The organism is Microbulbifer jejuensis, assembly GCF_047289955.1.
GTDB lineage: Bacteria > Pseudomonadota > Gammaproteobacteria > Pseudomonadales > Cellvibrionaceae > Microbulbifer.
Map to the genome: position 1 here is coordinate 84,473 of NZ_JBLBUB010000009.1, position 14,222 is coordinate 98,694.

Here is a 14,222-nt window from a genome sequence, read left to right on the forward strand (position 1 = left end):
GCGCATAACGCTGAAAGTGCAAAGCACTTTAAATAGACAAAACCTGACAGCCAAATCCTCGCCTCGATGAAGTGCGCAAAGCAATCGTTACAGAATTAACCGCATGGCCCAATAGGTACACCCGTATAGATATCACATACATAGTTTTATCGATTTACCTGAAAAGCGAATGCAATGACAAGCTGGGGAAGGATCCAGTCCTCAGATAAGCTACGACGCCAACAGCGGTTGATAGTACATTAGCCCGCGTAGCCCGGAAATACATACAGAAAAATACGCCCTGTCAAAAAAACGACACACAGTTTTGCAGAAGATGGTAAGAAAATAAGCCTATACGCCTTGGAAAACAAAAATAGTTATCCAAAACTTAAAAATGTCATAAAAAGAAAAGCGACGAAAAATACCCGGTACCGGCCAACCGGTACCGAGGCAGCAATCACATCCGGATTAAATCTTCCATTCCCTTACGGTGTCCAGTTCGTATTCATCAATCCACTGATTCAGGGCTTTTGGATTGCGCTTTTTCTTTTCTACAGTGGCGCCGGTGTAGGGGTTGCGGTAGTGGCCGGTTTCCAGTTTGGGCTCGGCAGTTTTGCTTGCCGACGCCACGCGGCGGCCGCGGCGGGGCGCGCCCCCTTCTCTCTTCAGGTGACGGGCGACGCGGGACTTCAAGGTCTGAATATAGTCCGGTGCGTTCTCGTCATTCAACTGGGAAACCAGCCATTCAACGACCAGATCGCCACGCGCTGCAAAAAAGTCCTCTTCTTCCATCCGATATTCGGCGGCCAGGTTAACCAGCGCCTTATCAAAGGCAATAACGCCCTCTTTTATGCGCTCTGCCTGAGCCATTTGCTCCTGCAGTTCTTCAATTTTCGCCTGGTGTTCGGCGATTTGTTGTTCAAGCTGTTCGTATTGCTGAAACATCCAATAAACCTCAACTACGGTTATTAAAAACAAGGGTATTTCTGTGTCGTTAAACGGCACAGAATCGGGTTCCGGGTATCCGAAATATAAAAGTCATTCAACAACACTGCTGCCAGGCGAGAGGCGATATAGCGGTATTATTTTCGGCAACTTGCGCATTGGCCCAAACCAAAAGCAGATACCGCAGCACTGGTGGAACCCAGCGCTGGATATATCCGACATCCGGCGAACATTAAATAACCATCCTTGAAAGACCAGTGCAACCAGGCTGCATTACCAGTATTGCAAAAACGTCCGCCGACACCTGTTTGTGTTGAATCAATATTAAAAACCAACCGAATCAGTCAACATGCCCGAATCGCTGACGATTACTATAGTTTTCGGTCGGGGCCGCGAATAATAATGTTTCGCTGGCAAATATCAACTCTTTACCACCCACTAACTGAATATAATACCAATCTTCATCCCTATGGGGACTAAAAAGTAATAAAGGCGGGCTTATCTCCCTCGATAAGGGATATTCATCCGTGCTTGAATTGGCTATATTGTAGCAGCAGTCACCAATTGCAAATAATCAACCTGACCTTTGCCATACCCAGCACTTATTGCCAAAAACAATTGGATAATCACACTTAGCCATGTCCAGTTCCCACCACTCCCACCACTCCCACCATATGCCCACTCTGGCAGCACTGATGACCCCTTTTCCCTACCATATCGATATGGAAGCCACGGTCGAGGAAGCCGTGGCAATGATGGATGAACACGGGGTGCGCCACTTGCCGGTAACCCGCTCGGGCGAACTGGAAACCGTCATCTCCAAAGGGGATATCGAAAGAGCCCATGCCCCCGGACACCGTCTGGAGGAGCAGCAGCTCTACGTTCACGACCTCTGTGCACGGAGACCTTTTGTTGCAGATATCCACGATCCCCTGGACAAGATCCTGCTGGCCATGGCCGACACGGGTATCGGTTCGGTGCTGGTGATGCGCGAGGGAGAGCTGGTAGGCATTGTCACAGTGACGGATGTGCTGCGTTTCTGCAGCAGGTATTTGGCGGAGCTTGCCCAGCCGGTGGACGACTCCATTGCTTGAATCCAGCCCCTGGCCGCCGGGCCTACCCCCCTTGACAGCACCCGGCGCCTCACAGGGGCCAGATCCACAGCAGCATGGGAATACCGATTGCCACCACCAGTATCTCCAATGGCAACCCCATTCGCCAGTAATCGCCGAAATCAAAACCACCCGGCCCCAGGATCAGGGTGTTGTTCTGGTGCCCCACCGGGGTGAGAAAAGCACAGGAAGCGCCAACGGCCACCGCCATCAGAAAGCTGTCCGGGTTCACCAACAGTTGTTCTGCAGTACTGAGGGCTATGGAACACATCATCGCTGCAGTAGCCACATTGTTCATAAAGTCCGACAACGTCATGGTAATAATCAAAATCAGCGCCAGCGCCAGCACCGCGCTGCCCTGGGCCAGATTATTCAGCAACACCTCAGCGATAAGGTCTGCCGCACCGGTGGACTCCATCACTTCTGCCACAGCGATCAGGGTCCCCAACAGAACGATCACCGAACCGTCCAGGGCTCCGTAGATATTGCGCAGAGGCACGACCTTCAGGGCCATAAAGGCCAGCACACAGGTCGCAAACGAGATGGCCGCAGGAATCAGGCCAAAGGCGGCGCCAGCCACCGCCAGTGCCATGGCAATTAGTGCAATGGCGGCTTTCTCCTTGTTTGGAATGCTGATATCTCTCTGCGCCAGAGGAACACAGCTCTGCTCCCGGGCAAAACTGATCAGATTGTCTTCGGCTCCCAGCATCAGCAGTGCATCTCCCGCCAGCAGCGGCGTGGAGTGCACCCTGCGCACGGAGCGGCGCCCCCGACGTGACAATGCCAGCAGGTGCATCTGATAGCGGGCGGGAAGGTGTAGAAACTGAATGGCGCGACCCACCAGGGGAGAGTCGGGCATCACAACCAGTTCGCACAACTGCATCTCTTCATTGTGATAGGCGTATTTTCTTTTGCCTCCGCCTTTTTCCCGTACATTGCCCGCAGGTGAGCTTTCCCCTTGCCGCGGTACCTCCCTTTCACTGTCCGGCTCCCCTGTCATTTTCAGACCCAGGCTGGACAAACAGGTGGCGAGAGATTCAGGCTCCGCCTCAATCAGCAAAATATCCCCGCTCAGTACCCGGTGCCAGGGGGCGGCCGGTGATATACGGGCATCGTTGTGTACAATACCCACTACCTGGGCATCCTCGGCACCGAGCATCCTGCCAATCTCACCCAGGGTCCTGCCGGCGGCGGCACTTTTTTCACCTACCAGTGCCTCGGTCAGGTAGGTGCCGGTATCAAAACTGGTTGCACCGGCCTGGCCACGCGCCGGCACCAGGCGCCAGCCAACCAGGCCGATAAATGCCACACCCACCAGGGCCACTACCAGTCCCACCGGGGTGAAATCAAACATACCGTAGCTGCCAGCGCCGGCATTCGCGCGAAAACCCGCTACCATCAGGTTCGGTGGCGTGCCGATCAATGTGGTCATACCACCCAAAATGGTGGCAAATGACAGTGGCATCAATATTTTACCCGGCGCCAGCTTTTGCTTTTCTGCCATTTCCGCAGCTACGGGCATCAACAGCGCCAGTGCACCCACATTGCTCATAAATCCGGACAAAAATGCACCGAGGCTCGTGAGCAGCAACATCGCCACAGTGGTGTTACCGCTCCTCGGTACCACCCGTTGTGCCAGAGCATCCATGGCTCCGGTATTTTGCAGGCCGCGGCTTAAAATCAGTGCACAGGCCACGGTGACTACAGCGGGGTGACCAAAACCGCTGAAGGCTTTTTGCGGGGGAATCAGGCCGGTAAACACACAGGCCAGCAGCGCTGCCAGTGCCACCATGTCGTGTCGCCAGGGACCACGGATAAACAGTGCAATGGTCACCGCAAGGATGCTGAGGATCAACAACTGGTCAAGCGTCATGGATTGGGATGTCCTGCGAACAGCAGCCGGATAATATCCCCCGGTAACCATTTCAGAGTACACTGGAAAAAAACCCAAGGAGAGCAGTTTTACGCCAGAACAATTGGCATTGCGGTAAGCACGCCTCAAAGGCTATCGGCACTTGCAATGGTCTCTTCAGGGCGCTGCCCGAGGCCAGAAGGTCTTCAGCGCTTCTTTAATCCCCGGGGCAGGACACTTACTACCGGGTCGGTTGGAAAGAATACCCCTCTCCCAGGACGCACTGTGAAGACATCCCTGTAGGCTCGTAATCGGCATCCATATCTCATACGATCCTGGCAGTGGGGTATTCTTCCCTCCAGCCTTGCTAGTCAGTGACCGGTCACAAGCGCTCTCCAGCACCGGGGGCCACAAAAGCGGGGGAAATCATCGAATAGCCCCGGTAATGGCCCTGCAAGCAAAGCCATATTGCGTGACCTGTCCGATTGCCCGGTTGATAATAGCGCTCCGAGCAGGCCCCCATGCGGGGGTCTGTGTTTCGTTCACCCAGCAGACTCATCGGGAGAACCCTTTTGCGGCAAAACACCGCGCACTACGCATGCCTTTTCCTCAATGATATTCCATTACTCGATGTCCGCGCGTCGGTGGAATTCTCGCACGGTGCCTTCCCCTGCGCGGAAAACCACCCCCTGCTGAACGACCACCAACGCGAGCTGATCGGCACCGAGTACAGCCTGAACGGGCAGCAGGCCGCCATCAACCTGGGCTGGCAACTGGCCACCAGGGAGGTGGTACAGGCGCGTCTGGCCAACTGGAGCGATTTTGTGCAGCGGCATCCCCAGGGCTATCTGTACTGTTTTCGCGGTGGACTGCGCTCGCGCACCACTCAGACTCTGTTGCGCGCAGAGGGTATCCGCTACCCATTGGTAGAAGGCGGCTATAAGGCCATGCGTAACTACCTGCTTGCTGAGCTTGAGAAACAGAGTAAGCGGCTGCCCTTTGTCGTTATCTCCGGTCACACCGGCAGTGGCAAGACCGAGCTGATCCAAAGTGCCGGCCGCGCTCTGGACCTGGAAGGCATTGCCCGACATCGCGGTTCCAGCTTTGGTCACACCGGACACAAACAGCCGGCACAGATCGATTTTGAAAACCGGATCAGCATCGATTTGCTCAAACTGGCACAAAATCCCGGAGCGGTATTTATAGAGGACGAAAGCCGCCTGATCGGATGCTGCGCCCTGCCACCGGTGTTACAAAACGCTATGAAAGCAGCGCCATGGGTATTGGTGGAGGAGCCGCTGGAAAACCGTGCTAAACGGATTGTGCGTGACTATGTTCAAAAAGCAGTGCCGCACATTGGTGACATGGGGACCTCTGCCGCCGCGGCCCTGGGAGAGGCATTGCGCAGCAGTCTCGGCAAAATCCGCAAGCGCCTGGGCGGGCTTCGTTATCAGCAACTGGATGCGCAGCTGGCCGAGGCCAACTGCGCGCTTGCACAGAGCGGTAGCAGCGCGGCCTATGTTCCATTGGTCATGGCACTGCTAAAAGAGTACTACGACGGCCAATACGACTACCTGATGAAAAAGCGCGAAAGCGCACCTCTGTTTCGTGGCACGCTCGCGGAAGTGAACGCCTGGTTGGCAAATACAGGGGCCTCTTTACGCGCATAAGGCTTCAGATTGCTCCGCTCAAAAGCGTGTACTGGCAGGGATATTCCCAAAAAAGAACGGCTTTAAGCTCTGTGTGACAACCGGTTTAACCTAAAGCGCCGCAGTAATATCCGGTCCCGCAAGCTGCTAGGCAGCCAGCGCGCCATCCAGGGTAGCAGACGGCTTCTGTTACCGATGCGTACCAGTGCGCGCGGGCGTTTGCGCAGCAGCTCACGCACCAGCCTGCGCGCTAGGGCGCTGGCCAAAGTTGCGTTCTGTTGTGATTCCTGGGCGCGGGCCCGCACCGTTTCCTCCTCGCGCTTATACAGCGAATCCGGAAGCAGCAGGCCGCGCAGTGATACTTCCGCATGGCGGCCAAACTCCGAGACAATGGCCCCCGGTTGCACCGTCATGACGTGAATACCAAAGGGTTTCAGCTCGAGGCGAAGCACTTCTGTGAGCGAGTGCAGAGCTGCCTTGGAGGCACAGTAGGCACCGGAAAACGGGGTTGCCAAAATCCCGGAAACCGAGCCGATATTGCACACAATGCCACCGCGCCCGGTGCGCATCAGCGGCACACAGGCACGCGCCAGCGCGAGCGGTGCAAAGACGTTGGTGCGAAACTGATTTTCCAGGGCGCGGGTATCCAGTTCGAGCAAAGGGCCCATCTGGCCGTAGCCGGCGTTGTTAATCAGTATATCCAGGCGTCCGTAGGCCGTCTTGAGCGCGTAAACCACACGGTTGATATCCGCCTGGGAGTTTACATTCAAAGCCTCGGTAGCGATGCCCATATCCGCAAGCTCCTGCAGACTCTCCGGCCGCCGCGCAGTGGCAATCACAATTGTGCCGCGGCGGTGCAGCGCCAGGGCGAGTTCGCGTCCGATACCACTGGAACAACCGGTAATCAGGGCGACCCTGTCCGGGACCACGTAGCCGCGCCCGATTTGCGCGAGGCTCTCCGCGGCAAAACACTGGTCGGAAGTGCGAAAGCTGGATACTGGCGGTTTGTTCAAGGGGTTGCTCCATTTACTGGTCCGACACCTCCGGATGTGTCCGCGGCTGCTCAATCAACCCAACAATATTGCCGAAGGGATCGAGAAAACTCGCCATCAGCACGCCCTTACCGACATCCACCACATCGCTGTGCTGTCGCGCGCCCATGGCTCCGAGAAGCTCAACCTGCGCAGCTATATCCAAAACTGCCCAGTAGGCGATAACGCCATCCGCGCGACTGATTGCGCTGCGCGCATCCGGGTTCAGGCCCAACTCACAATCACCCACACGAAAACCCACATAGCCATTGCTATCAACAGCGGGTTGCTGCCCCAACAGTTGCGAATACCAGGCCCTGGCCTCGGCAATATCCGCAACGCCATAGATCACTGTGTGGAGGCCGAGAATCTGCCCCATCTGAGACCCCTATCAAGTGGTTTTTATCCAGCGGTGGGGTGCTCTGGCACAACTTACTGCATTACTGCAGCGCCTGCTCCAGCTGCTCAAGCAGATCGAGTGGTTCCAGCTCCACCCCCTCCAGTTCGGCGTTCCAATTCAGGCCCACCAACAACACATCCTCATGCATTCCGGTGAGCCAGTCGTCGATAAATTCCTCCAGGTCAATGGCGACTACCTCATAGTCGACCCAGTCGTCCGCACAGTGCACCTCGGCAAAAACCCGCTGCGACCAAAAGGGGATTACTCCGGTCTGTGGGCGTTTCATCGACTCGCAGAGCGCAAACCCCTCTCCCCCCTGCAGTGCCCAGACACAGCCCTGATCGGTGGCCTCAGGCAAAAAACGCGCGCAGTTATCGTCAAAATTATCGCTTAAGGGTTCGCTTTGCATAGGATCTTCGCTTCGTGGACCTGCCTGCAGTCTACGTGAATTTTGCGGGGGGCCAAAGCGCGATCGGGCAGTGGTTCTGTAGAATTTTCCACTGCCAACAATGGCGGTGCCTATACCGTGAGACGGTGACCATTGTCGCGCAACCAGCGGCGCAACACCTTGAAGCGCGGACACACGCTCTGCACCAGTTGCCAGAAAGCGCGACTGTGGTTGTGGTGGCGCAAGTGACACACTTCGTGAGCCACCAGATAGTCCACTACTGGCTCCGGTGCCAGGCACACCAGCCAGTTGTATTGCAGTTCGCCGCGGATACTGCAATGCCCCCACTTGCTTCTGGTGCGGCGCACTCGCACCGAGGAAAACTGTAATGTTAATTGATCTGCCAGATACCGGGACTTGCCCGTCAACAGGGCCAGCGCCTCCCGCTGGTACAGGCGCTGCAGGGCAGCCTGAAGTTGATCCGGGTCTGGCAAACGCTTGCGGGTGTAAAGGCGGATGGATTCCGCTCCGATACCGGCATTTTGGGCATTCGCGGCCCGCTCGAGAGGCAAGGACCTGCCCAGCCAGGGAAAGCACCCGCCAAAAGCGTAAGTATATTCAGGTACCTGAGCCGCGCGCTGATTGGCGGCGAGCAACTGGGCGCGCACCCACTGGATATTATCCTGCAGGAACTGGTGCCCATGGCGCGCGGCGCAGCGCTCAGGAATGCGTACCTCGATACTGGACTGCGCCAGCACCAGTCCCAGTCGTTTGCGTCGCGGGGAACGCACCAGGCGGTAGGGAATATCCTCAAACAAAAATTCTTTTGTCCCGGTCACCACTGCCACTCCTGCAGGGCTTCGCCGGGTCTAGCGATCGCCACGGGCTACCACGGCTATAGTGAGACGCGAAATACAGCTTAGCTTGCCATTGGGCGCATGAATCAGGATTTCCCAGACCTGGCTGGTACGCCCCAAATGCACGGGGCTTGCACGGCCGGTCACCTCCCCGTCCGGCACCGGGCGCAGATGGTTGGCATTAATTTCCTGGCCGACGCAGTAAAACTGCTCCGTATCCACAATCAGATTGGCCCCCACGGAACCCAGGGTTTCTGCCAGCACGACACTGGCGCCACCGTGCAAAATGCCAAACGGCTGGCGCGTACGGTGATCCACCGGCAGCCTGCCCTCAAGATAGTCATCACCGATTTCTGTGACATGTATGCCGAGGTATCCGGGCATACAGGATGCAATACCCTGGTTTAACACTTCCAGTGTGGGTTTACTCTGCCAAATTGCCATCGAAATAACGCTCTCCAAAATTGTTGACCGCGTACAAAACCCGGCTGGACACTGCCGTGATTCGACACCCCGTCTACCCTCGGCATTTACCAGTAAAAAAGTCCGGATGAAAAGAAAACGGGGGGATAAAAACCGGGTGTGACATCACCGGGTCCGAAAAGTCCGTAGCGGTGCAATTCCATATCCAGTGAACGCAACGCCCATGACAACCGGCTGCGCTGAAAATACAGGGCACGCCGCTGCCTGTCGCTGTCCGCCCTATCCAGGGCACGGTGTACCAGGTGCAGCTCCCGCTCCAGCGCATCTCGGCGCCAGTGCAGCTTGCGATGCCGCTGCTCTACACGATACTCAGCGAGGCCGCGCTGGTAATTGTCCAGAAACAGGTCGGCGGTGGGCCCGATACACACACCCGCATACTGATGGCCCCGGCGCCCCTGATAAAAACCGTTCTCCGCAGTACAGAACTGCTCCACCCCCTCCTCGTGCCCGCGCAGCCAGGCCTCGCTGTCCGCGTGTACCCCATAGTTCTGGCATTCTCGTGCGATCTCGTACACCAGCGACTGGGTACGCCCCCGGGCCCCGTCCTGTAAGCCGCGCTCATACCAGAGCCCGGCGTGGCAGGCCTCTTCGGAAACCACTGCACAGCCACTAACGACACAGGTGATAAACAGCAGGGATACACGCAATTTTGCAGACATGGCGCCGACCTCCGTCGGTGATTATTGTTCTCCCATTGCAGCCAATCAGCCGAAGCGTTTGTCGGCAACAAACGGGTTGGTCCGGCGCTCCTGCCCAAAGGTGGACATGGGGCCATGGCCGGGCACAAAGCGCACTTCGTCTCCCAAGGGCCAGAGGCGCTCGGTAATCGAGCGAATCAGGGTGTCGTGGTCACCCTGAGGAAAATCGGTGCGCCCAATGGAACCGGCAAACAACACATCACCGACCAGGGCCAGCTGACTGGAGCGGTGGAAAAATACCACATGGCCGGGAGTGTGGCCGGGGCAGTGCAACACTTCCAACTGCTGGTCGCCGACCTGCACTGTATCGCCCTGCGCCAGCCAGCGATCCGGGGTGAACACCTCCACCGGGGGGAAACCGAACATCTGCGCTTGTACCGGTAGCTGCTCAATCCAGAACTGGTCCCCCCTGTGCGGCCCCTCAATGGGAAGCTGAAGTTGCCTGGACAGGGCCGCTGTGCCGCCCACATGGTCCAGGTGACCGTGGGTCAAGAGAATTTTCTCCAAGCTCAGACCGTGCTTGTGCACGAAGGTGCGGATCTTGTCGAGGTCGCCACCGGGGTCCACCACCGCAGCGCGCTTGCTGTTCTCACACCAAAGCAGTGTACAGTTCTGCTGGAAGGGGGTAACCGGAATCGAGTGAAATTGCAGCGACATAGACAAAACCCAACCTTTTTGGGGGCTGTTACAGGTGTCCCGAATTATACCGCGAGTGCCTCGCGAGATCGCTCCGTATGTACCGAAGCCCCCTGATTCCCACTTTTGAGCAGTGCGCGCAGATCCCCGATCAACTCTTCCTGCACCCACTCGCTACACCAGTAATCCTCTGGCGGCAGTACTTGGGGGCCCGCCCCGCTGGCACGGTGATCACTGAGCGGGTTCGTCTCATAATCCCGGTACACCGCCTGCTTGTAGGTGGGGCTAAGGGGTTTCAGGGGCCAGCCAAACAGGTCGTCCGGGTGGTAGAAATTTTTCCAGCGAAAAAGGTAGCCGCGGGAATTTGACGTCACTGCCTGAATCTGCTCGCGCGCTTTGCCCGAACACCACAGGGGATTGGTAGCCCCCAGGGTGTACCAGTGACTGAGTGTCTTCAGGCGTAAAAAGCGCTCGCGGGAAGAGCCTCTGCGCACACCGCTGGGGGCCCCATCGCGCCAGATACCATGGTTCACACTGGACCGTTGGGCATCCCACAGGTAGTTGGAGAGGGTGATGCATCCCACCGAGTGGCTCAACAGTACCACCGGGGCCCTGTCTCCGGCGATGGCGGCAGCCCGCTGCAGTGCGGCATAAATCGCGCTCTGGCCCCGCTCGTAAATGCCATCGCGCTGCTGGATATCTTCCAGCTGTGCCGCGCTCTGGGCCATGCCATAGAGCAGAAACTTGCGTGCACGCAGACCGTCCAAATCGCGCTTTTGCATACTCTCGAACACCCGCTCGATATTGTTGTGAATCGCCTCCACACCAGGCAGTGAGTCGCAGTGCAGGCGCGGCCAGTCATCACCGAGCGCACTCTGGAGCGCGGAGAAAAGCGGCTTTGCAAAGTCTCTGTGGACAGCCCCCATACCGGCGGCGGCCAGGACAACAATTTCGGCCATTTTTGCCTCTTTTTATTATTGTTATTGACGTGGTGTCAAAACCACCTTGCGCCCTTACCCCACGATCCAATCGGGATCCGCCCCATACGATTTGTTACGTGTGTATCAGCGGCAGTGCCCAAAGGCAATCCATGGGGTCCGTTTACTCGCAGGGCTGTGGCGGCGGAGGTCGGTGCCTCCAGCAGCCGCGGGCCAGAGGTCCGTGTGACTGATCCGATCCCACGGGTAATATACTGCCCAAAGCAAAGCCCACGCCACCATTATTCGAACTAAGTTCGCCAACCCCATGGGATTCTTGCGTTTATTTCAACGCTGTCACAATAGCGCTCTACTGGTGCATAATACCCCTGTATAAAAATCAGACATTCTCAACAATCCTGCCTGCAGCGATGTTATTAACCTCCAAGTACAGCCTGCCGGACTGCCCCGAGCACACCCTGGCCCGCCCGCGCCTGCTGTCGTTACTCAAGGGCTGCCACAGCGACCAGCTGCTGCTGGTAACCGCGCCTGCAGGCTATGGTAAGACCACCCTGATCACTGCTTGGGCCTCGACCCAGGACAACCCGGTAGCCTGGTACGCCCTGGATACCAGCGACAATGCACCGAACCAGTTCTGCCGCTACCTGGTGGAGAGTGTGCACCGCGCTACCGGCAATGGCGTACCCCGGACCCACCGCCTGCTACAGGCCCCCCAGTGCCCGGACCCGGCTGCCATTGTCAGTCACCTGCTCGCGGAACTGCGCGGCCTCCCCAGCGAGCTGCGTATTGTGCTGGACGACTATCACCAGATCGACAACCAGGCGATACACGACACAACCCGGTTTTTACTGCGCCACGCTCCCGCCGGCGTTGGCGTAGTGCTCGCCAGTCGCAGCCAACCGCCCCTGGGCCTCGCCACTCTGCGCGTGCAGGGGCGGTTGCTGGAGTTGGGCAGCAATGAACTGGCCCTCAACACTGAGGAGATTGCGCGCCTGCTGGAGCAGCGCCTGCCGTTTACGCTCGAGGCCGACTGCGCTGCCCAATTGCACCAACTGAGCGAGGGCTGGCCACCGGCGGTACAGCTGTTCACCCTTTCGGTGCGCAATCGCGCCGAAGTGGAGCGCTACCTGGGGGAGCTGGAACGGGGCCACAGCCATATCCTCGACTACCTCGCCGAGGAGGTGCTGGAGCGCCTGGAGCCACGGATGCGCGACCTGCTCGCCCGCACCTCGATTCTCACCCGCGTCAATGCCCGCTTGGCAGAGCGCCTGAGCGGCCGCGCTGACGGCCAGCAACTGCTGGAGGCGGCAGCACAGCGCGGCCTATTCCTGCAGGCCCAGGATTCCAGCCGCCAATGGTTTCGCTTTCATCCGGTATTCGCGCGCTTTTTACAGCGCCAGCTCAGCGACCGCGACCTGCTGCTGCAGCTGCACAGTACCGCCTGTGACACCTGGCAGGCGCTGGGCCAACCGGTGGAGGCCCTGCGCCACGCCCTCGCCGGCGAGCACCGGGAGCGGCTGCTCCAGCTACTCGGCGCGCAAGGTGAGCAGCTGCTGCGCAGTGGCCAGTCCCCGCTCCTGCGCGAGTGCCTGGAATGGCTGGGGACCGGGGTGCTTGAACAGAACGCCCGCTTCACCCTGCTCTCCGCGAAAATGGCGTGGGAAAACTTTGAATACGACTTGTGCGAAAAGAAACTGGCCGCCGCCGAGAGCCGGCTGCAGCGTCAGGACCCGCAGCAGTGGCACCAGTACGAAGGCGCTTTTGCCACCATGCGCGCCCAGGTTGCCATTGCCCGGGGTCAGACACTGCAAGCCAAGGAGTACGCCGAGGCAGCCCTGGCGCTGCTGCATCGTGAGCAATCCGGTGAACGCATCTCGGCATTGCTGGTTACCGGCGAAACCAGCTTTTGCCTGGGCGCCCTGGATCAGGCCAACACCCATATGCAGGAAGTCGAGGCCCTTGCCATCGCCGAGCGGGATATCCCCAGTGCCGCTTGGGCCATCTGTCAGCAAGCCGAGATCGCTTTCGCCCAGGGGCTGTTGAACAAGGCTGCTTCCCTGCAGAAGAAGGTGCATCACCTGGTGCAGAAAAATCACTTGTCCACCCTGCCCATCTCCGAGTTTGTCTGCCGCCTGCGCGGCCAGCTGCAGTGGGAGCGCGGCGACCTGGAAGGGGCCGAGCAGTCCGCTCGTCGCGGTATGCAGATCAATCGTAAAGTGGGTGAGCACTGGCTGCTGCCGGAGTACACCCTATTGCTGAAAATCGCCCAGGCGCGCGGGGAGAAAGAAGAATCCCTGGAGTGGCTCGACCGCATTGAGGGCCTGCTCTCAGATGAGCGCTACCATCGGGACTGGATAGCCAACGCCGATGCCACCCGTATTCGTACCTGGCGCGCCCTCGGCAACCAGCAGGCCATCGCCGCCTGGCTGGAGCAGGCGACACCGGTGGTGGACAAACCCTGCAACCATTTTGAACAGTGCCACGGACGCAATCATGTGCGCGCTCTGATCGAACTGCACTGCTGGTCCGATGCCTGCCGGCTTCTGGGCCGCCTGCAACAGGTGGCAGGCGCGTGCGGGCTAACGACTGACCGCCTGCGCAACCGGGTACTGGAATCGCACCTATTGTGGCTGCGCGGGCAGCGCGGGGAAGCCGTGACAGCGATCACCGAAGCGCTGCAACTGGCGGCAGGACGGGACTTCCGCGCGAGCTTCCTGCAGATCGGCAAACCCTTGATCGTGATCCTCAAAACCGCCCTGGAAAGCGGTCTGGAGGAAGCGGAAACCGACCAGGCCCAGGCGTTGATTCGTATAGCCCAGCAACAACCGGAACTGGATGGCGGGATTCGAATCGAGCTCGACGACACCATTATTCGCGAGATTCTTGCCAGCGATGCGGTGCCGGATTTTCTGCGCCACTCCCCACTGACACCGCGAGAGTGGCAGGTACTCAACGCCATTCACTCGGGCCTGTCCAATGAGCGTATCGCACGCCATTTCAAGGTGGCCCCCAGCACCATCAAGACCCACATTCGCAGCCTCTACCAGAAGCTGGATGTAAAAGACCGCCAGGAAGCCATCGCCCTGGCCGAGCGAATGCTGCGCTCGGTACAGGATCGCCTCTAGCCAAGGAGGCGGTTCCCCGCACAGCGAGGGGTCCGCCGCCATCCCCTCTCCCCCCTCCACAGGGAGGAGGAAGCCCACCACTCGCTCCCCCATACTCATGCCATCCTTATCAGGGTGGGCCTGTCCCAC

At 58.4% G+C, this 14,222-nt stretch carries 13 protein-coding genes; 3 read left to right on the forward strand and 10 right to left on the reverse strand.

What is annotated here, in order from left to right; translation table 11 throughout:
• Positions 1-447: 447 nt before the first annotated feature.
• Positions 448-924, reverse strand: a complete 477-nt coding sequence (locus tag ACL7TT_RS07705; protein WP_413394426.1) for a hypothetical protein — start codon at positions 922-924, stop codon at positions 448-450.
• A gap of 638 nt (positions 925-1,562) precedes the next feature.
• On the opposite strand from ACL7TT_RS07705, the gene ACL7TT_RS07710 reads away from it, so the two are divergent.
• The gene (locus ACL7TT_RS07710; protein WP_413394428.1) at positions 1,563-2,018 is read left to right on the forward strand and encodes a CBS domain-containing protein; all 456 of its coding nucleotides are present in this window, start codon (positions 1,563-1,565) and stop codon (positions 2,016-2,018) included.
• 49 nt (positions 2,019-2,067) lie between these two features.
• Here ACL7TT_RS07710 and ACL7TT_RS07715 read toward each other — a convergent pair whose 3' ends face one another.
• Positions 2,068-3,909, reverse strand: coding sequence for an SLC13 family permease (locus tag ACL7TT_RS07715; protein ID WP_413394430.1), 1,842 nt, complete (start codon positions 3,907-3,909; stop codon positions 2,068-2,070).
• Positions 3,910-4,460: 551 nt separating this feature from the next.
• Here ACL7TT_RS07715 and mnmH point away from each other — a divergent pair.
• Entirely contained in the window at positions 4,461-5,558 is a 1,098-nt protein-coding gene (mnmH, locus tag ACL7TT_RS07720) for a tRNA 2-selenouridine(34) synthase MnmH (RefSeq protein ID WP_413394431.1), read from the forward strand.
• Positions 5,559-5,620: 62 nt separating this feature from the next.
• On the opposite strand, the gene ACL7TT_RS07725 is transcribed toward mnmH, so the two are convergent.
• From ACL7TT_RS07725 to ACL7TT_RS07760, 8 genes are all read right to left on the reverse strand, one after another.
• Positions 5,621-6,550, reverse strand: a complete 930-nt coding sequence (locus tag ACL7TT_RS07725) for an SDR family oxidoreductase (protein ID WP_299942064.1) — start codon at positions 6,548-6,550, stop codon at positions 5,621-5,623.
• 13 nt (positions 6,551-6,563) lie between these two features.
• The gene (locus ACL7TT_RS07730; RefSeq protein ID WP_413394434.1) at positions 6,564-6,947 is read right to left on the reverse strand and encodes a VOC family protein; all 384 of its coding nucleotides are present in this window, start codon (positions 6,945-6,947) and stop codon (positions 6,564-6,566) included.
• Between the two features lie 61 nt (positions 6,948-7,008).
• A complete protein-coding gene (locus tag ACL7TT_RS07735; protein WP_299942060.1) occupies positions 7,009-7,377 on the reverse strand; it encodes a DUF2750 domain-containing protein in 369 nt (122 codons plus the stop codon).
• 110 nt (positions 7,378-7,487) lie between these two features.
• The gene (locus tag ACL7TT_RS07740) at positions 7,488-8,195 is read right to left on the reverse strand and encodes a M48 family metallopeptidase (RefSeq protein ID WP_413394436.1); all 708 of its coding nucleotides are present in this window, start codon (positions 8,193-8,195) and stop codon (positions 7,488-7,490) included.
• Between the two features lie 30 nt (positions 8,196-8,225).
• On the reverse strand, positions 8,226-8,657 hold the full coding sequence (locus ACL7TT_RS07745; RefSeq protein ID WP_299942056.1) for a hotdog fold thioesterase: 432 nt from the start codon (positions 8,655-8,657) through the stop codon (positions 8,226-8,228).
• An 86-nt stretch (positions 8,658-8,743) separates the two neighbouring features.
• Positions 8,744-9,355, reverse strand: coding sequence for a DUF2799 domain-containing protein (locus tag ACL7TT_RS07750; protein WP_413394438.1), 612 nt, complete (start codon positions 9,353-9,355; stop codon positions 8,744-8,746).
• Between the two features lie 45 nt (positions 9,356-9,400).
• Complete coding sequence (locus tag ACL7TT_RS07755; RefSeq protein ID WP_299942052.1) at positions 9,401-10,051, reverse strand: MBL fold metallo-hydrolase; 651 nt, start codon at positions 10,049-10,051, stop codon at positions 9,401-9,403.
• 44 nt (positions 10,052-10,095) lie between these two features.
• Entirely contained in the window at positions 10,096-10,989 is an 894-nt protein-coding gene (locus tag ACL7TT_RS07760; protein ID WP_413394440.1) for a hypothetical protein, read from the reverse strand.
• Between the two features lie 389 nt (positions 10,990-11,378).
• On the opposite strand from ACL7TT_RS07760, the gene malT reads away from it, so the two are divergent.
• Complete coding sequence (gene malT / locus ACL7TT_RS07765; RefSeq protein ID WP_413394442.1) at positions 11,379-14,093, forward strand: HTH-type transcriptional regulator MalT; 2,715 nt, start codon at positions 11,379-11,381, stop codon at positions 14,091-14,093.
• Positions 14,094-14,222 lie beyond the last annotated feature (129 nt).